Genomic DNA, 21,947 nt, shown 5'->3' with positions numbered 1-21,947 from the left:
CCTCCTTGCCTGGTGGGTTATTACTTGTTACACGGGGGCTGGTAGGTCGCCCAGGGACCTTTCGGCTTGTTGTCCGAGCCGAATTCGACGAGGGACAGGCCGCACGCACCGTCAGCTCCCAGGTGCTTGTCGGCGCCGAAGCTCAGCGTGAAGTTCGACTGACCGAAGGTGGCCGGGTAGGCCTTGATGCTCTGGATGGCCTCGTTGAGCTTCTTCGAGTCGTCGACCCCGCCGGCCTTCTCGATGGCCTGCTTGAGCAGTTGCACCGAGTCCCACGCCTGCGCGTCGTACGCGGTGATGTCGTAGTCCTTGCCGTTCTTGTCCTGCAACAGCTTCACCAGCGCCTGGGTGCGCGGGTTGTCCGTGTTGATCGAGCCCATGAAGATGAGCCCGTTGAGCGCGTTGGGCGCGGCGAGCTTCCACGACGCGGGCTGGTTGCCGATGGAGGCGAGCGAGAACCGCTTGGTGCCGGCCATCTGGCTGGCGAGGGTGTTCTGGGCGAGCACCTCGAACGCGCCGCCGACGCTGGTCACGAGTACGGCATCCGGCTTGGCGTTCTTGAGCCTCGCCACCTGGGCGGACAGGTCACTGGCGTTGGACGCGCCCTTCTCCGTCGCCACGAACTGCACGCAGCTCATGCCGGCGAACAGGGCTTTGTCGAGCCCGGCAATGGTCGTGGTGTCGTCGGTGAGCACGCCGAGCTTGGTGATGCCGGCGGCCTTGAAGGCGCCGCAGTACACCTGGGCCCAGTCCGTCGTGGTGTTGGCCAGCATGTAGATGAGCTCGTTGTCCGGCGGCGCCACGAGCGTGGCGGTGACGCCGGTGGGGGCGATGGCGGGCAGGCCGAGCTGCGTGAGCGTGGGCTTGGCCTGAGCGACGGCGGCGCTGCCGCTCTGCAGGAGCAGCACCTTCGCGCCCTGGCCGGCAAGCTTCTGCAGCACGGCCGGCACCTTGGTCGGGTCGGACTCGTCGTTCTCGACGACGAGCTGCAACGGCCGGCCGAGCACGCCGCCCTTGTTGTTGATGTCCTGGACGGCGAGCCGGATCGTCTTGCCGGCGATCGTGCTGTAGGACGCGCCGGGCCCGGTGCTGTCCTCGTCCATGCCGATGATGATCGGAGCGCCGGTGGCGGTGCCGTTGTTGGGCTTGTCGTCACCCGCTTTGTTGCTGCACCCGGCCACCGCGAGCGCCGTGAGCGCCAGGCAGCCGACGATACGACGAGACCTCGTCGCTAAAACGCCCATGTGTACCCCTGTCGGAATTATACGAATCGTCAGCCTCGGGCGGATTGATCACTCGATTCAAAACCTAACAAGCGCTTGGTTTATACATCTTGGCGAGGCCCGCGGAAGGTGTCAAGGATGCCGGCGATACGCGGACGTAACAGAACCGTCAACCACGCGGCACGTTGAGCAGCGCCTCCAGTAACACCTGAGGGCTCGGCATCGCTGGTTCGGCCGGGTCAGTGGGCCGAGAGATGGCCCAACAGCGTGCGTGCGTGGCGCCGGGCGCCGACCAGCGCGGCGTGGCGGCGGGCCAGTCCCTGGGACGTGATCACGGCCGGCGGCCGGTCGGACTCGTCGGCGACGCGCAGCAGCAGGTTGACGGCGAACGGCTCGACGATGTCCGCGTCGCGGACCCGGCCGGTCATGTCGAAGCGCACCTGCGTGTCCGGCGTGGCGAGCGCCAGCGATGCGAGGTCGAAGCCGGCCAGGTACACGCCGGCGTCGGCGAAGTCGGTCAGCGCGAGGCGGTCCGAGGGCAGGCGCACGACGTCCTGCGGGGTGAGGTTGCCGTGCGCGAACGTGCGGTCGTCACCGCAATGGCGCAGCGCCGCGCGCAGCTGCCGCGCGTCCAGCGCCGTCAGCCGGCCACGCCGCTCGTGCCGGGCGATCCAGGCCTCGTAGTCGACCGACCAGGCCCGGGCGTCGGCCGGGGACGGGAGCCACGAGGACAGCAGCGCGGCGGTGCGCATGACCTCGGCCCACACGCCCGGCGGCGGGGCGTCGTCGCGGTCACGCTGTAGCGGCTCGCCGATCGCGCGGCTCACGACGAGGACCCGGTCGTCGTGCCAGCGGTACTCGTCGGCGGGGACCAGCGGCGGCGTGCGCCGGAAGGCCCGCGCGACCGCGATGCGGTGCCGGAAGCGCTCCACCGCCGGCGGGTCTTCGACGGTGCGGATGAGCACGGCCACCGGCTCGCCGCTCCAGCGGCCGGCCAGCACGACCTCCGCCGCGGCGTTACGCAGCGGCGGGCGGCGGTCCAGCGTCAGGTCGGCCGGCAGCTCACGCGGTGTCCACAGCACGGGCCCGGCCGCCTGCGCCGCGGGCAGCGCGAGCCGGCGAACCGGGCCGACCGGGCGGAACCGGCTCGCCAGGCCCGCCTCGAACCGGCGCGGCATGGTGCCGGGGTCGCGCGAGCCGTCGGCGCCGGCCGGCGTGGCGGGCGCGGCGACGCTCAGGGCGCGCAGCTTGCGGGCGCAGCGGTCGGCGATGCGGTGCAGGCCGGCGAGCTCGCCGGTGGTCCAGGCGCGCGGCCGGGCGTCGATGGCGCACAGAGCGCCGAGCACGTGGCCGCCGCGGCCGTAGACGGGCGCGCCGGCGTACGCGGCGACGCCGAGGTCGCGGATCGCGTCGCTGGTGTGCAGGACCGGGTCGCGGCTGGTGTCGGCGATGGCCAGCGGCGCGCGGGCACCGACGACGTACTGGCAGATGGAGTGCGTCAGCGGGATCTCCCTCCGCTGCTGCCACGGCTCCGGCAGCCCGACCGAGCCGGGCACGATCTGCCGGGACCGCTCCACGAGCACGAGCAGGACGATCGGCACGCCCAGCACGCGCCGGGCCTGGCCGACCACGTGATCGAACCACGGATGAGGGGCCGCGCCGAGCCCGGTGGCCGCCACGGCGTGCAGCCGGGCGGCGTCGTGCACCGCCGTGGCGGCACCCAGCACGTCGATCACGAATCCTCCAGATCGATCCGCTCCCCCTCCCCTGGTGTATCCCGCCGGTCGTTTGCCCTGGTATCGGCCACGTGGCTGCGTTCGGCGGGAAAGCGGCCACGACACGGCCGCAATGGTGCCGGGCGGGCCGCCACCGCCGGTGCCGATCCGGTATGCATCCATTGATCCGGTGAACATCGATGACCGGACAGGTGAGCGCCAGCTGCCGATCCGGCAAGAATTCCAGCAATCATCGCAATCGGTAGACACATCTCCACGCGTTGTTGCATCGTCGGCATGACCCCGTGTAGCTACACCGTCGCGTTGGGCAGACTCCGACGGGTCGGGCCTGGGCCAGGATGGGAGCGAGGCGATGGACCGCCGAACCATGCCGCACTGCGCTCAATCGGAAGACGCTCAAACGGAAGACGACTGCGCAACCGTGCCGTCATGACCGGCGGGACAGGCCCGCGGGCGGACACGACCCGGGCAGTGCTCCACCGGCCCCGGCTCGTCGCCGCACTCAACGCCGCCGTCCGCGCCGAGGCGCCGCTGCTGTCGGTCTACGGGCCGGCCGGGGCGGGCAAGAGCACACTGCTGCTGGACTGGCTGGGGCAGCTGCCGGCCCGGGCCGCGGCCGTGCTCGTCGAGCCGCTCGGCGCCGGCGCCCGCGTGAGCCGCCGGCGGGGCGTGACCGAGACGGTCGGCCTCGACGAGATGCCGGACCTGGTCGAGGACCTGCGCGGCGCCCGGCCGGGCATCGTGGTGGTCGACGGCATCGACGCATTCGCCGACCCGGCGGCACTGCGGCGGCTGTTGCCGGCCGGCCCGCAGCTGTACGTGGTCCTCGCGGGCCGGCACGGGCCGGAGCGGGCCGTGCCGGCCGTCGCCGCGCACGACCTGCGGCTGACCAGCGCCGAGACCGCGCAACTGTGTGCGCTGCGAGGCGTGGAGATGGGCCCGGCGACGGCGCGACGGCTCTACGCCGTCACCGACGGGTGGGCGGCCGGCGCGGCAATCGCCGTCGAGATGCTGCAGTACGGCTCGTACGACACCCAGCAGCAGCTCGACGAGATCCTGCGCACCGGGGCGGACCTCGCCGCGTACCTCGAGCAGGAGGTCCTCGCCGCCTTCCCGCGGGAGGTGCGCGACGCGATCCTGGCCGCGAGCATCCTCACGTCCGTCAACGCCGAGCTGCTCGCCGCCATGACCGGGCGCCCGGCCAGCGACGAGATGCTCAGCGGCCTCGCCGAGCACGACCGGTTCCTGGTCGCCCTGGACGACGCCTCCGGGTGGTACCGCTACCCGCGGCTGTGGGGCGCGGCCCTGCGCCACCGGCTCGGCACCACCAACCCGCAGCGGCTGCGCGCCCTGCACCGCAGCGCCGCCTGGTGGTACGCCGAGCACAGCGAGTGGGAGGAGGGCCGCCGCCACGCCGCCGCGGCGCTCGGGCCGGGCCTGTCCGATCCGATGCCCGTCGGCCGGCGCCGCCGCCGCCGGGAACCCGACGCGGTGCTCGAGGGCACCGGCCTGGACCGCGCCTGGCCGGCGCTGCGGGCCGGCGACCCGGTCCGGGCCCGCCGCCACCTCGACACCGTGCCCGACACGCGCCCCGGCGGCCCGGTGGCCATGGCCGCGGCGCGAATGGAAGCCGTCGCCGACTACCTGCAGGGACGGCTGCGCGCGGCGGCCCGCGCCGCCGCCGGCCTGCGCGCCGCCCTGCACGGCCGGGGCGTGGCTGACTCGCCCGAGGAGGGCTGGGCGTTGCTCACCCTCGCCGCCGTCGCCGTGGACCGCGGCGAGCCGGACCTGGCGCACGACCACCTCGACGAGCTGCTCATCCAGAACTGGCCGCCGGACCCGCAGCTGCAGGCCGGCGAGGCCTACCAGCGGCTGCGGGCCATCCAGCAGGCGGGCCGGTCCAGCGTCGCGCTGGCCTCGGTGGAGCAGATCATCGCGGACGAGACGGAGCGCCTGGTGGTACCCGTCTGGGCACCCCGGGCCACCCGCATCGAGCTGCTGCTGGCCCGCGGCCTCGTGCACGACGCCACCCGGCACCTCGAGGCCGACTGCGGCGAGTTCCCGCCCGTGGTCGCCGCGCTCGCCGAGGCGAGCCTGGCGCTGTCCGATCCCGCCGACCGGCGCGCCGCGTCCGCCGTCGAGCGGCTGCTGGCACCGTTCCTGGAGGGCCAGGGCTGCCTGACACACGCCGTCGAGGCGCGGCTGCTGCTGGCCCGCGCCGCCCGCCGCGCCGGCCGCGCCGAGGAGGCCGACCGGCTCGTGCACCGCGCCAGCGCCATGGCCGCCGAGGAGCACCTGCGCCACCCGTTCATCGTGCTGCGCATGCAGGACGAAGGCACCGAGACGACGGCGCGGCGGCGCTCCGCCGCACTGGCCGACCCGCCCGCGCCGGCGACGACGGTCGAGGGGCCCGTCGAGCTGACCGAGGCCGAGGCCGGTGTGCTGCACATGCTCGTCGGGTTCCTCACCCTGACCGAGATCGCCGCCGCGATGCACCTGTCACCGAACACCGTCAAGACGCACGTGGCCGCGATCTATCGCAAGCTCGGCGTCCACCGCCGCCGCGACGCGATCCGCCGCGCCCGCGAGCTCGGCCTCGTATGAGGCCTCGCGTGAGGCCTGGCGTGAGGCCTGGCGTGAGGTCTCGCGTGAGGCCTGGCGTGAGGCCTCGCGTGAACGCTACGGGCGCAGGGCCAGCTTGCCGACGGTGAGCCGGTCCCGCAGGTCGGCCAGCGCGCGCGGGCCGTCGGCGAGGTCGTAGACCGTCGGGCGCCCGGGCGGGTAGACCCCGGCGTCGACGAGCGCGCGCAGCTCGTCCAGCAGCCCGGCGTACAGCTCCGGCTCGGCCCGGGCCAGCACCCCGATGTGCAGCCCCATCACCTGGACCTGGTCGTCGAAGACGAGGCGCCGGTTCGTCACCGCCGCCTCGCCGGCGGCCTCCCCGAGCACCACGACCCGCCCGGTGATGCGCCGCGCCGCGGCCAGGCTCGCCGCGAACGCCGGCCCGCCGACGGACTCGAGGACCAGGTCGGCGCCGCGCCCTGCGGTGCGCCGCCGCACCTCGGCGGCGAGGTCGGCGGACGGGTCGAGGACGTCGTCGGCGCCGGCCGCGCGGACGGCCGCGTGCTTGGCGGGCGAGGCGATCCCGAGCACGGTCGCGCCGTAGTGGCGGGCGAGGCGCACGGCGGCCTGGCCGACCCCGCCGGCGGCGGCGTGGACCAGCACGGTCTCGGCGGGCGCGAGCCGGCCCAGGGTGCGCAGCGCCGCGAGCGCGGTCGCCCAGTTGAGCACCAGGCCGAGGGCCTGCTCGCCGGTCCAGCCGGCGGGCACCGGCGCGGCCGCGTCCGCCTGCATCGTCATGTACTCCGCGAACGCGCCGCACCCGGTGCCGACCACGGTTGTGCCCGCCGCGGGGCCGTCGACGACCTCGCCGGCGGCCTCGAAGCCGGCCAGGTACGGCGGGCACGGCCCGCCGCCGTAGGTGCCGTAGGTCTGCATGACGTCGGCGAAGTTGACGCCCGCCGCGGCGACCCGGACGAGGATCTCATCCGGGCCGGGGGTCGGCGGGTCGACGTCGACCAGGCGAAGGTCCTCGGGGCCGTTCCACGAATGCTGTCGCAGGGCTCGCATGCCGTGGAAGCTAGATCCTTACCATCTATGAGAGGGTCAAGGGAGGTGTGGCGTGCGGGACACCGCGAGCATCCTGCACGTGGACCTCGACGCGATGTTCGCCAGCGTCGAGCAGCGCGACAAGCCGTCGCTGCGCGGCCGGCCGGTCGTCGTCGGCGGCATCGGCGGGCGCGGGGTGGTGGCCACCGCCTCCTACGAGGCCCGGGCGTTCGGCGCGCGCTCCGCGATGCCGGTCGCCGAGGCCCGCCGCCGCTGCCCGCCCGGCACCGCGTTCCTGGCGCCGCGCTTCGCGGCGTACAAGCGCACGAGCCGGGTCGTCATGGACCTCCTCGCCGACGTCTCGCCGCTCGTGGAGGCGGTGTCGATCGACGAGGCCTACGTGGACCTCGCCGCGGCCGGGCACGCCGACCTCGGCGTCGACGCCGTCACCGCGATCGCGACCGCGCTCAAGGCCCGCATCGCCGCCGCGACCGGTGGCGTGACCGGCTCGGTCGGCGCCGGCACGTCGAAGCTCATCGCGAAGATCGGCTCCGACCTGCACAAGCCCGACGGGCTCACGGTGGTGGCGCCGGGCGCCGAGCGCGAGATGCTCGGCCCGCTGCCGGTGACGCGGCTGTCCGGCGTCGGGCCGGCGACCGCGGAACGGCTGCGCCGCGCCGGGGTGCACACCATCGGCGACCTCGCCGGCGTCGCCCTTGCCGACCTGCTGGAGCGCTTCGGGCAGGCGCACGGCGCGGCGCTGTACCGCCTGGCCCGCGCCGACGACGACCGGCCCGTCGTGGGCGAGCGGGAGACCAAGTCCGTGTCGGCGGAGGAGACCTTCGCCGCCGACATCGCCGACCGGGCCCGCCTCGGCGCCGAGCTGGACCTGCTGGCCACCCAGGTCGGCGGGCGGCTGCGCGCCGCCGGGCTGTCCGGGCGGACCGTCACCGTGAAGCTGCGGTACCCCGACTTCACCACCATCACCCGCTCCACGACCCGCACACAGCCCACGGACGACGCGCGGGTCATCACCCAGGCCGCCCGCCGGCTGCTGGCCGAGGTCGACGTCACCGGCGGCCTGCGCCTGCTCGGCGTCGGCGTCTCCGGCCTGAGCGAGTTCGCGCAGGACGACCTGCTGTCCCTGCTCGAACCCGCGGTGGCGCCGGCCGCGGAGGCGCCCGAGGAACCGGACACACCCGAGCCCGAGCCGGTCGAGGAACGCCCGGGCTGGCGCACCGGCGCGGACGTGCGCCACGACGAGCACGGCGCCGGCTGGGTCTGGGGCAGCGGCCTCGGCCGGGTGACGATACGCTTCGAAGGCCCCGACACCGGACCGGGCCCGGTGCGCACCTTCGCCGCCGACGACCCGTGCCTCCACCCGGCCGACCCACCCGACTGGGGGACCGGATGAGCGTCGACCTGTTCGCCCCCGAACGACCGCGGGGCGTGCGGCCCTGGCGGCTCGTGGGCGGTGCGGCGATCGCGCTGCTCAGCTACGTGCCGGCCTTCGCCTGGTGGGCGCTGGTCTACCTCACGATGGACGACCTGGACATCACGGTGATCGAGCTGGGCGAGCTCGCCGTCATGTTCGCGCTGGTCGGGGTTTCGTGCCTGGTGAGCATGGCCACCGGGGTGTGGCAGGTCGCCCGTGCCGACCTCGGCGTCGGCATCGGCCTGATCGCGGGCTGGGCCGTGTGGTTCGCAGGGGTGGCGCTCGTCGTCGCGGTGCGCTGAGGCGGCGCCTACCAGCGCCGCTCGGTGGCGCCGGAGTGGCGGGTGATGGCCTGCGAGCTGGTGTGGTGGAACACCGAGGAGACCGCGACCCGGCCCGGTCCGATGAGGCGCAGCCAGACGTTGCGCTGGCTGAACGAGCCGCTCCACGAGAAGCGCTGGCCGCCGCGCGGGTACTCGATGTGCAGGTGCATCTGGACCGACACGTCGCGGTAGAGCAGCGCACCGGGCTGCACGAGGATGGTCTCCCCCGGCGCCAGGTCGCGCAGGAACGTGTTGCCCGGCGAGTGCAGCAACAGCAGCCCGGGGCCCTGCTGCGCGGTGAACAGGTCGCCGAACTGGCCCAGCGGGTAGTGCGTCTCGCGGTCGTCGCCGGAGCCCGTGGTGTACCAGATCCCGCTCTGCTCCCACGTGTAGGTGACGTTGCCGGTGGCGGTCAGGAAGCGGTGCTCGCGGGTCCACACGTGCCGGCCCGGCATCAGCGGCAGCGCGATCAGCTCGCCGGCCCGGTCGCCGGACAGCGCGACGTGGCCGGGGCCGCGCGCCTCCAGCATGATCAGCGGCAGGCCGGCGAGCATCCGGTTCCAGCCGCCGGACAGCGACGTGTTGCTCAGCCGCACCGACGGGTCCGTCCACAGCAGCGCGTGGTGGGCGAAGTAGATCCACTCCTGCCCGGCGAGGCTGAAGTCGGCGACGGGGACGTACTTGCCCTCGATCTGCACCCGCGACTGGCCGAACTGGATGCGCGCCATGTCCTGGATCGGCGGCTGCTCGATCCAGCCGGACCGGGTGACGACCTGCCGCACGTCCAGCGCGGCGCCGCAGCTGGGGCAGGACGGGCCGTCCGGCGGGTGCGGCATGCGGCAGTAGCGGCAGACGACAAGACCCTCGCTCATCGCAGCCTCATTCCGAGTGGTGGTGGACGTACATCGACTGGATGCCGACCCGCCCGGGCCCGGTCATCTCGGCCAGGTACATGCCCCGGCGCATCAGCCCGGTCTTGACCGGCATCTGCACGGCCTGCATGTTCACCGACGCGTCCTTGTAGAGGAACCCGCCCGGCTCGACCATGATCTTCTCGCCCGGGCGCAGGTAGCGCTCGAAGACGTTGCCGTAGCCGTGCAGCACGAGCAGGCCCGGCGCGGACTGCGTCACGAACCGGTCGAGGTACATCCCGTTGCCGCCGTGCAGCACGTTGGCCAGACCCTGGATGCGGATGAAGTCGTAGCCGATCGTGTGCGTCGCCAGCAGGAACGCGTGCCCGCGCACGTCGAGCTCCATGCCCGGGTGCAGCGGCAGCACGACGAGCTCGCCCGGCGAGTCGCGGGAGAACGCCACCCGGCCCGGGCCGTGCGCAAGGGTCAGCACGAACGGCATCCCGCCGAAGACCCGCCGCATCCCGCCCTGCGTCGGCATCGCGGTGACCGGCGTCGCCTCGTCCTTCCACAGCAGCACGTGGTGCTCGAAGTAGACGGCGTCGCCGGGCGCCAGGGCCATGTCGATGACCGGCACCAGCTCGCCCTCGACCTGCGCGACGGAGTTGGAGAACCGGAACTCGGTCATGTCCCGAAGCCGCGGTGCCTCCCGCCAGCCGGAGTCGCTGACCAGGTTCCTGACGTCCAGCGGCGCTCCGCACGTCATGCAGGAGGTCGCGCCGGGCGCGTTCTGCACCCGGCACCACTGACACTCGATCCGCTCCACGCGGCGGAACGTAACAGATCAACCTCAAAGGTCACCCGCGCTGTAGCCGACCGGACAGCGCGACCGGGTAGCGCCACCCGGTCGTGTGTCAGCCACCGGAAGGAACAGCGAGATGGCCGAGTGCACCGTCGGTGACTACCTCCTGCAGCGCCTGCGGGAGATCGGGGTCCGGCACGTCTTCGGCGTGCCCGGCGACTACCAGCTGGAGTTCCTCGACCAGATCGAGGCCACGGACGGCATCGAGTGGGTCGGCAACTGCAACGAGCTCAACGCCGCGTACGCCGCGGACGGCTACGCGCGCCTCAACGGCATCGGCGCCCTGGTGACCACGTTCAGCGTCGGCGAGCTCAGCGCCCTCAACGGCATCGGCGGCGCGTACGCCGAGTCGGTGCCGCTGGTGTCGATCGTCGGCACCCCGGCCACGTTCGTGGTCCGCGACCGGCAGACCGTGCACCACAGCACGGGCGACGGGGACTTCAGCCACGCCGCGAAGTGCGCATCGGAGTACACGGTCGCGCAGGCGCTGCTGTCCCGGGACAACGCGGCGCCCGAGATCGACCGCGCGCTGAGCCTGTGCTGGCTGCTCAAGCGGCCGGTGTACATCATGCTGCCCGCCGACGTCGCCGGCCAGCCGATCGATGCGCCGGCGCAGCCCCTCGAACTGCCCGAGCCGACCAGCGACCCGGTTAAGCTCGCCAAGTTCGTGCACCAGGCCCGCGACCTGCTGGGCGCGTCCGGCTCGGTGGCGGTGCTGGTCGGCCACGAGGTGGACCGCTACCGGCTCAGCTCGCCGGTGATCGGCCTGGCCGAGGCGCTCGGCGCCCCGGTGGCCTGCCTCAGCAGCGCCAAGGGCGTGTTCCCGGAGTCGCACGAGCTGTTCGTCGGCGGCTACGCGGGCGCGCTGAGCGACCCGTACGCGCGCACCGCGATCGAGGACGCCGAGTGCCTCATCACGGTCGGCTGCGAGTTCACCGACTCGACCACCGGCGGGTTCACCCAGCACATCGACCCGCAACGGGTGATCGAGCTGCACCCGGCGGCGGCCACCGTCGCCGGCACCTGCCACAGCCACGTCGCGATGCGCGACGCGCTCGAGGCCCTCGCCGGCGCGATCCGGCCCACGGCGGCCGTCACGCAGTCGCTGATGGGCCACGACAGCGGGTACGGCGTCCGGGCCGACCCGGCCGAACGCCTGGTGCAGGAGCGGTTCTGGCCGCTGCTCGGCACGTTCCTGGAGCCCGGCGACGTGGTCATCGCCGAGCAGGGCACGTCGTACTTCGGCGGCGCCGCCATACCGCTGCCGCGCGACTGCTCGTTCATCGGCCAGCCGCTGTGGGGCTCGATCGGCTACACGCTGCCGGCGCTGCTGGGCAGCATGCTCGCCGCGCCGGACCGCCGCCACGTGCTGCTCATCGGCGACGGCTCGTTCCAGCTCACCGCGCAGGAACTCGCCACCGTGCTGCGGCTCGGGCTCAACCCGGTCATCGTGCTGATCAACAACGACGGGTACACGGTGGAGCGGTGCATCCTCGGCCCCGAGGCCGCCTACAACGGCATCGCGCCGTGGCGCTACGACAAGCTGGTCGAGGCGTTCGACCCGGCCGACCGGGCGATCTCGGTGAAGGTGCGCACCGAGGGCGAGCTCGCCGCCGCGCTCGACGCCGCCGCGGCCAACCGCGACCGGCTCGTCTTCGTCGAGGCCGTCATGGACCGCCTCGACGCGCCCGAGTCCGTCGTGCGCATCGGCAAGGCGTTCGCCGCGGCCGACTACCACCACGCGCCGGTGTAGGGCTGTTTCGCGCTCGCAGGTGAGGCCGTAGCGGGCTTCGCGGCCCACCGTTGAGCACATGACGTCCACGAACCGGGTGGCGATCGAGCGGGGCGAGCCCGCCGGCGACCCGGCACCGCGGTCGAGGGCCCGGGCGGCTCGGCTGACGCCGATGCTCGGGCCCGCCGCCGTTGCAGCCATCGCCTACGTCGACCCCGGCAACGTCGCCACCAACCTCACCGCCGGCGCCACCAGCGGCTACCTGCTGGTCTGGGTGGTCGTCGCGGCCAGCCTCGTCGCCATGCTGGTGCAGTTCCAGGCGGCGAAGCTGGGTGTGGCGACCGGGCGGAGCCTGCCGGAGCTGTGCCGGGAGCGGCTGCCCCGGTGGGCGAGCCGGCTGCTGTGGGCGCAGGCCGAGCTGGTGGTGCTGGCCACCGACCTGGCCGAGTTCGTCGGCGCGGCGATCGGGTTGAAGCTGCTGTTCGGCATGCCCGTCGCCGCGGCGGCCCTGCTGACGGCGGTCGTCTCGATGGTACTGCTGGAGCTTCGCCGCCGCGGCCGGCGCCGCTTCGAGCTGCTGACCGTCGCGGCGCTGCTCCTCGTCGGCGCCGGCATCATCTACGACGTCGTCGCGGTCGGGCACCAGTCGGCGGCGGGCCTGGCCGGCGGCCTCGTGCCGCGCCTGGACGGCGCGCAGAGCGCGCTGCTGGCCATGGGCATCGTCGGCGCGACCGTCATGCCGCACGCCATCTACCTGCACTCCGCGCTGACCCGCCCGGAGACCGGCGAGCGCTCCCGGCGGCTGCCGGCCCGGCTGGTGCGCCGCGCGCTGCGGCTGGACTGCGGCATCGCGCTGGGCGGCGCCGCCGTGGTGAACCTGTCGATGATCGCCCTCGGCGCCGGCCTCGGCGCACTCACCGCCGGCGGCTGGACCGGCGACATCATCGACGCGCACGGGCAGATCGCCGAGCGGGTCGGCGGGGCCGCGGCGCTCGCGTTCGCCGTCGCGCTGCTCGCCTCCGGCGTCTCCTCCTCCGGCATCGGCACCCTCGCCGGCGACTTCATCATGCAGGGCTTCCTCAACCGGCAGATCCCGACCCGGGTGCGGCGGCTGGTCACCATGCTGCCGGCGCTGGTCGCGCTGCTGGCCGGCGCGCCGCTGACCACGCTGCTGGTGGTGAGCCAGGTGGTGCTGTCGCTGGGCGTGCCGGTGGCGCTGTTCCTGCTGGTGTACTTCTGCCGCGACCGGGCGGTGATGGGCGGCCTGGTCAACGCCGCGGCCACCACGCGGGTCGCGGCCGGCGCCGGGCTCGTCGTCGCCGCCGTCGGGCTGTTCCTGCCCGTGCTGCTGATGTGGTGAGCCCAAGATGCCTTCCGTCGCGCGGATCCGCGTGAAGCTGCTCGCCTGCGCCGCCGCCTGCCTGCTGGCGTTCGCCCTGGGCGCCGCGCCCGTCACGGTGCTGGCGCTGGCGTTCACCACCGCCGCGATACCGGCCGCCGTGGCCCTCTTCGGCGGCGCGCACCTGCTGCGGCGGCTCGCACAGGTACGCACCGCATCCACAAAGGACCCCAACCGGATGGAGTGGACATGACCAACCCCGAACGGCTGCCGGAGCCCGTGCGCGGGCACAAGGGCGGCACCGACACCGGCCCGCGCAACGTCGAGCTGGATCGGCAGAACCCGGACGTGCTCACGCCGCCGGCGACCGACAGCGGCACCCTGCCCAACCTGAAGTTCTCGATGTCGATGGCGCACACGCGCATCGAGGACGGCGGCTGGACGCGCGAGGTGACGCAACGGGAGCTGCCGATCGCCACCGAGCTCGCCGGCGTGGACATGAAGCTCAACCCGGGCGCCTACCGGGAGCTGCACTGGCACAAGCAGTCGGAGTGGGCGTATGTGCTGCAGGGCAGCTGCCGCATCGGCGCCGTCGACCAGGAGGGCCGCAACTTCCTCGAGGACGTCGAGCAGGGCGACCTGTGGTTCTTCCCCAAGGGCGTGCCGCACCACATCCAGGCCCTCGACGAAGGCGTCGAGTTCCTGCTCGTGTTCGACGACGGCCAGTTCTCGGAGAACTCCACGTTCATGATCAGCGACTTCTTCGCGCACACGCCCCGCAGCGTCATCGCGAAGAACTTCGGCTGGAACGCCGAGCAGCTCGACCGGCTGCCGGAGCGGGAGAAGTACATCTTCTCCGGCCAGGTCCCCCCGCCGCTGGACCGCGACCACGTGACGAGCCCGACCGGCGACGTGCCGCGCACCTTCAAGCACAAGCTGCACGCCCAGAAGCCCGAGGAGTTCGAGGGCGGCCGGGCGCGGGTGGCCGACTCGACGAACTTCGCCGCATCGGACACGATCAGCGCCGCCCTGGTCGAGATCGACCCCGGCGGCCTGCGGGAGCTGCACTGGCACACGACCGACGACGAGTGGCAGTACTACCTCAAGGGCAGCGGCCGGATGGGCGTCTTCGCCAGCTCCGGGCTCAACCGCACCTTCAACTACCAGGCCGGCGACGTCGGCTACGTGCCGTTCGCCTACGGCCACTACATCGAGAACACCGGCACCGAGCCGCTGGTGTTCCTGGAGATGTTCCGCAACCCGAAGTTCGAGGACATCTCGCTGAGCCAGTGGATGGCCAACACGCCGCCGCAGGTCGCCGCGGACACGCTGAACCTGCCGCGCGGCGTGGTGGAGGCCATCCCGAAGACGAAGGAGCGCATCACCATCTGAGGTCGTCGATGGACGGGCCGCCGCGCCCACCGTGCGGCGGCTCGCCGACGTGCGCGGCCGGGAACAGCGCGTCGAAGACCGCGGTGCGCTCGAAGGCCATCGCGTGCGCGCGAGCGCGGCGCTCGAGGTCCTGCCGCTCGGCGGTGGGCATCTCGAGCACCGCCCGGTCGACCGCGGCGGCGATGCCGGCCACGTCGCCGGGCTCGACGATGACGGCGGCGGAGTCGACCGCCTCGCCGGTGCCGCCGGTCAGGGTGGTGATGACCGGGCCGCCGCCGGCCAGCATCTTCTCCGTCAGGGCGATGCCGAACGTCTCGACGAAGTCGGGCTCGGGCCGGGTCGGCAGCGCGTAGGCCGCGCAGCCGTGCATGAGCAGCGGCTTCTCGGCGTCGTCGACGTCGGTGAGGAACACGATCCGGTCGTCGCCGGCCGCCATCGCGCGGGCCTGGTCCAGCGCCGGGCCGGTGCCGGCGATGACGAGCTTGACCCGCTCGCGGCAGCGCATCCGGCCGTAGGCCTCGATGAGGTCGTAGATGCCCTTGGCCCGCGAGACCCGCGACAGGTACAGCACGTACTCGTCGCGGCGCAGCCCGCGCCGGGTCAGCTCGGCGTCAACGGCCGCCGGGTCGAGGTCGAGGTATGCGGACACGTCGATCGGCGGGTAGGAGATCGTCACCCGCCGCCGGCACTGCTCGGCGAAGCGGGTGCCGCAGGCCGCGTCGACCTCGGCGGCCGAGGCGATGATCTCGTCGCGGGTGTACTCCGACACCGCCACCAGCCGGTCGTTGGACAGGAACGTGGTGAACAGCGCGACCGCCGCGCCGTGGCGGCCCTCCCGCAGGCAGGAGCGGATCACGTTGGTGACGTCGGAGCCGACCGCCTTGGCCACGGTGAGCACGTCGGGCGTGAACCCGGCCGCGCGCACGGCGGCGACGGCGTCGGCCACGACGGTGGCGTGCGGCACGAGGTACATCGACAGGCACACCGTCGGCACCGGCTCCATGAGCAGCTCGACGAGGCGCCCGGTCAGCCCGGCAAGGTGCCGCCCGTCGGGCACCCGGTAGTCGCCGACCGGCTCCGGGCGCTCCACCGTGATGCCCGGTGAGTACGGCAGCAGCCGGTCCAGCGGCTTGAGCGGCAGCCCGGCCGCCTGCAGCGCCGGTATCGGCCAGGTCAGCAGCCGCACGTCGTCGAAGCCCCGGGTCAGCGCCACCTCGGCGAGGTTGCGCGCCTCGCCGGAGTGCCCGCAGATCACCGGGTCCGCGCGGACCACGATGACGAGGCGGCGGCTGGGGTGCGTCATTGCGGCTCCATCGAGGTCACCGGCGGTGCGGAGGCGGACGGAGGTCGGATTCTACGGCCCCAGCTCGACGGCTGCGGGCCCAGCTTCACGTGCAGGTGGCCGCCGCGGTGGATGTCGCCGCCGCCGATGTGGGTCGCGTCGAGCTCCCGGCCGTTGAGCGTCACCGACTGCACGTACTGCGGCGGCGGGTCGTGGTCCAGGCCATCGGCGCCGATCGGCGTCTCGATGTGCCCACTGGTCTCCACCACGAACTCCCGGTCGTTGATCTTCACCGCACCGCGGGCGAAGGCGGGCGCGTTGACCAGGAACAGGTTCTGGCCGGCGACCGGGAACAGGCCGAGCGACGCCCAGATGTACCAGGAGCTCAGCCCGCCCGAGTCGTCGTTGCCCGGCAGCCCTCCCGCGCCGGTGCCGAACATCCAGGTCAGCGCCGAGCTGACCACCTCGGCGGTGCGGTCGGGCCGCCCCGCGTAGTGGTAGGCCCAGGGCGCCTCCATGTCGGGCTCGTTGTTGAGGCCCTCGAAGCGGTTCAGGGCGTAGCCGGCGCGCATCTCCGGGCCCTGCGGGCGCCGGCCCGGCTGGAACACCGGCGGCGCGTCGAAGCCGAAGAACTTGTCGAGGTTGGCCACGAACGCCTCGTCGCCGCCGCCGAGCGCGATGCGTGCGGCCATGTCGTGCAGCAGCCGGAACGAGTAGTTCCACTTGCCGCCCTCGTAGAACTCCGAGTCGCGCAGCAGCCCGGTCTGCGGGTCGAACGCGTTGCGCCAGCCGGCGCTGCGCCGCTCGAGGTCGTCGGCGAGGTGGACGTCGTTGAGCGCCCGGGCGACCTGCGCGGTGCAGTAGTGCGCATAGGCGAGGTCGAGGGTGTGGCTGATCGGGTGGACCACGCCGTGCTCGAAGAAGTCCTCGCCGTACATCCGGCGCAGGTCGTCGACCATGTGCACCAGCGCCCAGTTCCAGTCCAGGTCCGGCAGGCCCAGGGCGTGCGCGTCGGCGATCACGGTGTGCGCCAGGGCGCTGGCCTGGCGGAAGAACCGGTCGGCGCCGCGGGCCATCCGGTAGCCGATCGGGAAGTTGCCCTCCTCCTCGCAGACCCGGATGAGCGACTCCAGCAGGTCCCGGGCCCGGCGCGGCGCGATCGCGGTGAGCAGCGGCAGCTGGGTCTTGTAGATGTCCCACATCGTGCACACGTCGAACGCGAACGGCCCGGAGTTGGGCCAGAACGGGCTCTCGTCGTCGGCGAAGCAGGGCTTGATCATGGAGTGGTACAGCGCGGTGGCGAAGACCGTGCGCCGGGCCGGCGAGCCGCCCTCGACCTGCACCCGGCCGAGATGGTCGACCCAGCGCTTGCGGGTCGCCTCGCGCACCAGGTCGAACGCCGGCCCGTCGTGCCCGGCGGGGGTGCACTCCCGCTCCAGGTTGCGCCGGGCCTGCTCGCAGCCGCGCAGGGAGAAGCCGAGGCGGATCTCGACGGTCTGCCCGGCGGCGGTCGGGCCCATGTACAGCATCCCGAACGGCCGCAGGGTGGTGTGCCGGATGCTGTCGAAGTCCAGCCTCGTGCCGCCGTCGATCAGGCGCCGGTCGTACCACAGCATCTGCCGCCAACCGGGGCTGTCCAGGTCGGCGTGCACCGACAGCGGCACGCCCTCCATGACCACCGTGCCCTGGCAGTGCCCGTTGCCGAGACTCTCGGCGTGTGCGCGCAGCGGCACCGTGCGGCCCAGCTCGATGCCGAGGCCGCCGCAGGACAGGTCGATCACGACGCGGGCGTTGGTGTGCTCCGGGAAGGTGTACCGGTGCACGGCGACCTTCTCGCCGACCGTGATCTCGCAGCGCACCCCGGTGTCCAGGGTCGCCGCGTAGTAGCCGGGCTCGGCGACCTCGTCGCGCAGCGGCCAGGCCTGCCCGAGGGCGTCGAGCTGCTGGACCATCGGCGTGACCCGGATGTAGTTGTAGTACTTGCGGATCGCGCCGGTGCCGGACTGCTGGAAGTGGGTAAAGCCCGAGGCCTGCAGCCGGTCGAACATCTTCAGCGGCCGGCCCTCGGTGTTCTTGCTGTACCGCCCGTAGCCGGTCGGGTAAGCCCCCGAGTACGCGCACGCCGAGACCATGCCGAAGGGCGAGGCCGCACCGGGGTGCGTGTTGCCGACCTGGGGCTTGGGCCACCACCAGGTCGCGGCCAGTCCACGCGGCCGGGGCAGGTCGGTGGCGCCGGTGCCGATGAAGGGATCAACGTTGTCAAAGATGGCGGGACTCTACCCGTTTCCCGCCGGTTTCGTGGTTTCCGCCAGATGAAATCCAGGTCCGGCGTGTCGGGCGCCACGCTGCGGGTATCGCCGGTCGATGATCGCTAGGTCGGAGGCGCCGCCGTGGGCCATCTCATCGCGCTCGGGCTGGCCGTCGCCGCCGCGCTCGGCTACGGCATCAGCTCGCTGCTGCAGTCCGAGGGAGCCGCGGGCGGCGAGCGCGTGCTGGGCATCCTGGGCCGCCCCGCCTACCTCGCGGGCGTCGCCCTCGACCTGCTCGCCTGGCTGCTCTCGCTCGCGGCCCTGCGGGCACTGCCCGTCTTCCAGGTGCAGGCCGTCCTCGCCGGGTCGCTCGCCGTCACCGCCGTCGCGGCGCGGCTGGTCCAGGGCGTCCGGCTGCGCCGCGCCGACGCCGTGGCGGTGGTCGTGACGGTCGCCGCCCTGGCCGCGCTGGCCATGAGCGCCGGACCGCAGCCCGCCGAGCCGGTCGCCATGCCCGTCCGCCTCGGCATCCTCGGCGCCGTCCTGGCCGTCGCCGCCGCCGGCTGGTTCGCCGGCCGGGCCCGGCAGGCCTCGCTCTGCGCCGTGCTGGCCGGGCTCGCGTTCGGCGGCACGGCCCTCGCGGCCCGCGGCCTGCACCTGCCGCAACGGCCGCTGCGCCAGCCCCTGGACGCCCTGGGGACCATCGCCGCCGACCCGCTGTGGTGGGCCCTTGCCGTCTCCGGCATCGCGGGCATGCTCCTCTACGCCCAGGCCCTCGCGCACGGCGACGTCGCCCGCGGCACCGCCCTGCTGTGGATCGTCGAGGTGCTCGCGCCCGGCGCCGCCGGGGTCGTGCTGTTCGGCGACGCCGTGCGCCCGGGCTGGGCCTTCCCGGCGGTCCTCGCCCTGGTCGCCGCTCTCGCCGCCGCCGTGGTCCTCGCGTCCGCGCCGGCCCAACGGGCGGAGGCCACGCCATGACCGAGGTTCCCGACCGGCTGACCCAGCAGCTGGGACCCGACGCGGCCCTGCTCGTCTGCAGCGACCTGCACCTGGCCGGCAAACCGACGCCCGCGACCCGGCTCATGGAGTATGACCTCGTCGCGCGGCTGCGTGCCTGGGACGGGCCCGGCGCGCTGGTGTTCAACGGCGACACGTTCGAGCTGTGGGGCGAACCCGAGGAGAGCGTCCGCGACGCCCTCGACGCCCACCCCGCCCTCGCGGGCGCCGTCCGGGAGTTCGCCGACGGGCCCGGCCGGCACGTCGTGGTAGTGGTCGGCAACCACGACGCGCCGATCGCCTGGGACGACGACTCCGCGACGGCGCTCGCCGAGCGGCTCGGCGCCCGGTGCGCGCTCTCCGCCGACCTGGTCTTCGACGCCCCGGCCGGCCGGCGGACGGTGCGGTGCGAGCACGGGCACGACTTCGACCCGGCCAACCGCTTCGCCGACCCGCGCAACCCACTGGACTCGCCGCTCGGGCAGCACATCGTGCAGGAGGTGCTGCCCGAGGTGCGGCGCACGCCGCTGCTGGCCGACATCGGGTCGCTCGCCGACCCCAACGCGATCGGGCGGTTCTTCGCGTCGCGGCTGGTGTACCGCGAGCTCGGCCGCCGGCTGTGGTGGCTGGCGGTGCCGATCGCCCTGACGGTCCTGCTGCACGCGCCGGCCTCGGTCCGGCTCATGTCGCGCTCCGTCGCCGCGGTCCGCCTCGAGCGGTGGGCGGCGCTGACCGCCGTCGGCGTCGTCGCGCAGGCGGTCCTGCTGCTGGCGCTGGCCGGGCTGGCGGCGCGGATGCTGTACCGCACCATGGCCGGCAGCCGCTTCGGGCCACGCGGCGCGAAGCTCAACGCCACGCCCAAGGCGGCCGCCGCGGCGCTGTGCGGCGACGGCCCCGACACCATCGCCGGGCTCATCACCGGGCACACGCACCAGCCGGAGCTCGCCGCGGTCGGCGGCGGCTTCTACGCCAACAGCGGCAGCGGGACCCGCCAGGTCGAGATGCGCGCGGGCCGGTGGTTCCTGCCGCCCGTCTTCCTCGCCACCCTGCGCCGCTGCTGGGTCGAGGTCGACGTCGAGCACGACCTGCGGGTCCGGCTCGTCGTCGCCGAGTCAACGGCCGGCGAGGCCACGTGGCTCGAGCGGCTCGTCATGCGCCGCGCCGTCACCCTGCCGCCCGAGCCCACGGTGGTCGCCCAGCTGCCCGGCGCGGCCGGGTGGCCGATCGGCGAGGAGGCCCTCGCGGCCCGCTCCCGGGCGGCTCGGGTGCGCAACCTGGCCGCGCTGCTCGTCGCCGGGGTCGCCGTCGTCGGCGTGCTGTCCGCGGTGACCCCACCGCTGCCCCGGCGGTTCGGGGCGCTGCTGGACGTCCTGCCGGTCGCCGCGGCGCAGGCGGCGGCGACCAACGTCGTGTTCGTGAGCACGGCGCTGCTGCTCGTGGCCTGGGGTCTGCGACGGGGGCGGCGACTGGCGTGGGCGGTGGCGGTCGTGCTGCTGGCCGGGTCGGCGCTGCTGCACCTGCTCAAGGGCCTCGACGTCGAGGAGGCCCTGCTGGCGCTCGTCGTGGCGGGCTGGCTCGCCTCGCAGCGCGCCGCGTTCCCGACCCACCCGGACCGCCACCAGGCCCGCAGGGCCGCGATCGTGCTCGCGGCCGGGGCCGTGTTCGTCATCGTGGTCTCCGCCGTGCTGGTCGCGACGGCCGGGGTGCGCGGGACCGACGAAAGCACCGCCGAGGCGGTCGCCGAGATGCTGGCCGGCGAGGACCGGCCGCCGCTGCCGGACGCGTCGCGGCTCATGGCGCCCGCGCTGCTGGCCGCCGGGCTGTGCCTGCTGTGCGTCGTGGCCGGGCTGCTGCTGCGGCCGCGGCGGCGGGCGCCGTCGAGCCCGGCCGAGCACCGGGCGGACCTGGAGCGGGCGCGGCGGATCGTGGCCGAGCACGGCGGCGACACGCTGGGGTACTTCGCACTGCGCGAGGACAAGTCGTGGTTCTTCACCGGCGACTGCGTGGTGGCGTACGACATCCGGGAGGGCGTCTGCCTCGTCTCGCCGGACCCGATCGGGCCGCCGGAGCAGCACGCCGACGCCTGGGCGCAGTTCGGGGCGTTCGCGGACCGCAACGGGTGGCCGGTCACCGTGGTCGGTGCGAGCGAGGCGTGGCTGCCGATCTACCGGGCCGCCGGGATGCACCCGGCGTACCTCGGCGACGAGGCCATCGTCGACTGCGCCGCGTTCAGCCTCGACGGGCGGTCGATGAAGTCGCTGCGCGGCTCCTACAACCGGGTCCGCAAGTCCGGGTACACGGTCCGCTTCCACGACCCCGCCCGCCTGGACCCGACGCTGGCCGCGCAGCTGCGGGAGCTGTCGGCGCAGAGCCGCCAGGGCGGCGTCGAGCGCGGCTTCTCCATGACCCTGTCGCGGCTGTTCGACCCGGCCGACGCCGGGCTGCTGCTCGCCGTCGCCTACGACCCGGACGGCCGCCCGGCCGGCTTCTGCCACTGGATACCGGCGGCCGACATCGCCGGGTGGTCGCTGGACCTCATGCGCCGGGCCACCGACCGGGAGCTGCCCAACGGGCTGACCGACTTCGTCGTGGTGGAGACGATCCTGCACCTCAAGGCGCGCGGCGAGTGGGGCCTGGGGCTGAACTTCGCCGTCATGCGGGCGGTGCTGGCCGGCGAGCGCGGGCGGGGCGGGCTCAGCGACCTGCAGCGGCGGGTGCTGCACCGCCTCGGCGACGGCACGCAGATGGAGACGCTGTGGCGGTACAACGACAAGTACCAGCCGCTGTGGCGCCCCCGTTTCGTCGTGCTCGGCGACCTGGCCAGCGCCCCTCAGCAGACCCTGGCCATCGCCTGCGCGGAGGGCGTCACCGAGATCCCGGTCGTGGGCCGCCTCACCGCGCGGCACGGCTGAGCGCGC

At 73.8% G+C, this 21,947-nt stretch carries 16 protein-coding genes; 9 read left to right on the top strand and 7 right to left on the bottom strand.

Annotated features, from left to right (window positions below):
* Positions 1-20: 20 nt before the first annotated feature.
* The gene (locus ABD901_RS19095) at positions 21-1,244 is read right to left on the bottom strand and encodes an ABC transporter substrate-binding protein (protein WP_345128367.1); all 1,224 of its coding nucleotides are present in this window, start codon (positions 1,242-1,244) and stop codon (positions 21-23) included.
* Positions 1,245-1,462: 218 nt separating this feature from the next.
* Positions 1,463-2,959 carry a GAF domain-containing protein gene (locus ABD901_RS19090; protein WP_345128366.1) on the bottom strand — a complete coding sequence of 499 codons (1,497 nt, stop codon included), beginning with the start codon at positions 2,957-2,959 and terminating at the stop codon, positions 1,463-1,465.
* 429 nt (positions 2,960-3,388) lie between these two features.
* Between ABD901_RS19090 and ABD901_RS19085 the strand changes: the two genes are divergently transcribed.
* Positions 3,389-5,563: a winged helix-turn-helix domain-containing protein gene (locus tag ABD901_RS19085; protein WP_345128365.1), complete on the top strand. Its 2,175-nt coding sequence runs from the start codon at positions 3,389-3,391 to the stop codon at positions 5,561-5,563.
* A gap of 75 nt (positions 5,564-5,638) precedes the next feature.
* Here ABD901_RS19085 and ABD901_RS19080 read toward each other — a convergent pair whose 3' ends face one another.
* Positions 5,639-6,589 carry a zinc-binding dehydrogenase gene (locus ABD901_RS19080; protein WP_345128363.1) on the bottom strand — a complete coding sequence of 317 codons (951 nt, stop codon included), beginning with the start codon at positions 6,587-6,589 and terminating at the stop codon, positions 5,639-5,641.
* Positions 6,590-6,641: 52 nt separating this feature from the next.
* Here ABD901_RS19080 and ABD901_RS19075 point away from each other — a divergent pair, with 52 nt between their 5' ends.
* Both ABD901_RS19075 and ABD901_RS19070 read left to right on the top strand, forming a co-directional pair.
* Positions 6,642-7,982, top strand: coding sequence for a DNA polymerase IV (locus ABD901_RS19075; RefSeq protein WP_345128362.1), 1,341 nt, complete (start codon positions 6,642-6,644; stop codon positions 7,980-7,982).
* A complete protein-coding gene (locus ABD901_RS19070; protein ID WP_345128360.1) occupies positions 7,979-8,305 on the top strand; it encodes a hypothetical protein in 327 nt (108 codons plus the stop codon). Before ABD901_RS19075 ends, ABD901_RS19070 begins: the two co-directional genes overlap by 4 nt.
* 8 nt (positions 8,306-8,313) lie before the next feature.
* On the opposite strand, the gene ABD901_RS19065 is transcribed toward ABD901_RS19070, so the two are convergent.
* The gene (locus tag ABD901_RS19065) at positions 8,314-9,198 is read right to left on the bottom strand and encodes an AIM24 family protein (RefSeq protein WP_345128359.1); all 885 of its coding nucleotides are present in this window, start codon (positions 9,196-9,198) and stop codon (positions 8,314-8,316) included.
* Positions 9,199-9,205: 7 nt separating this feature from the next.
* Entirely contained in the window at positions 9,206-10,003 is a 798-nt protein-coding gene (locus ABD901_RS19060; RefSeq protein WP_345128358.1) for an AIM24 family protein, read from the bottom strand.
* A gap of 112 nt (positions 10,004-10,115) precedes the next feature.
* On the opposite strand from ABD901_RS19060, the gene ABD901_RS19055 reads away from it, so the two are divergent.
* From ABD901_RS19055 to ABD901_RS19040, 4 genes are read left to right on the top strand one after another with little or no spacing between them, the layout of a single operon-like run.
* Positions 10,116-11,792, top strand: a complete 1,677-nt coding sequence (locus ABD901_RS19055) for an alpha-keto acid decarboxylase family protein (protein WP_345128356.1) — start codon at positions 10,116-10,118, stop codon at positions 11,790-11,792.
* Positions 11,793-11,850: 58 nt separating this feature from the next.
* Positions 11,851-13,131 (top strand): Nramp family divalent metal transporter, encoded by a 1,281-nt coding sequence (locus ABD901_RS19050; RefSeq protein ID WP_345128355.1) that lies wholly within the window; start codon positions 11,851-11,853, stop codon positions 13,129-13,131.
* 7 nt (positions 13,132-13,138) lie between these two features.
* Entirely contained in the window at positions 13,139-13,363 is a 225-nt protein-coding gene (locus tag ABD901_RS19045; protein WP_345128353.1) for a hypothetical protein, read from the top strand.
* Entirely contained in the window at positions 13,360-14,502 is a 1,143-nt protein-coding gene (locus ABD901_RS19040) for an oxalate decarboxylase family bicupin (protein ID WP_345128352.1), read from the top strand. The genes ABD901_RS19045 and ABD901_RS19040 overlap by 4 nt, the downstream gene beginning before the upstream one ends.
* On the opposite strand, the gene ABD901_RS19035 is transcribed toward ABD901_RS19040, so the two are convergent.
* On the bottom strand, positions 14,492-15,805 hold the full coding sequence (locus ABD901_RS19035) for a glycosyltransferase (RefSeq protein WP_345128349.1): 1,314 nt from the start codon (positions 15,803-15,805) through the stop codon (positions 14,492-14,494). The genes ABD901_RS19040 and ABD901_RS19035 overlap by 11 nt on opposite strands.
* Positions 15,802-18,027 carry a glycoside hydrolase domain-containing protein gene (locus ABD901_RS19030; protein WP_345128586.1) on the bottom strand — a complete coding sequence of 742 codons (2,226 nt, stop codon included), beginning with the start codon at positions 18,025-18,027 and terminating at the stop codon, positions 15,802-15,804. Before ABD901_RS19030 ends, ABD901_RS19035 begins: the two co-directional genes overlap by 4 nt.
* Before the next feature lie 147 nt (positions 18,028-18,174).
* On the opposite strand from ABD901_RS19030, the gene ABD901_RS19025 reads away from it, so the two are divergent.
* Both ABD901_RS19025 and ABD901_RS19020 read left to right on the top strand, forming a co-directional pair.
* Positions 18,175-19,011, top strand: a complete 837-nt coding sequence (locus ABD901_RS19025; RefSeq protein WP_345128347.1) for a hypothetical protein — start codon at positions 18,175-18,177, stop codon at positions 19,009-19,011.
* Positions 19,008-21,941 carry a phosphatidylglycerol lysyltransferase domain-containing protein gene (locus ABD901_RS19020; protein ID WP_345128345.1) on the top strand — a complete coding sequence of 978 codons (2,934 nt, stop codon included), beginning with the start codon at positions 19,008-19,010 and terminating at the stop codon, positions 21,939-21,941. The genes ABD901_RS19025 and ABD901_RS19020 overlap by 4 nt, the downstream gene beginning before the upstream one ends.
* The last annotated feature ends 6 nt before the right edge of the window (positions 21,942-21,947 follow it).

It is taken from the genome of Dactylosporangium darangshiense, assembly GCF_039537565.1.
GTDB classification, from domain to species: Bacteria; Actinomycetota; Actinomycetes; order Mycobacteriales; family Micromonosporaceae; genus Dactylosporangium; species Dactylosporangium darangshiense.
This window is presented reverse-complemented; position numbering and strand designations above follow the sequence as displayed.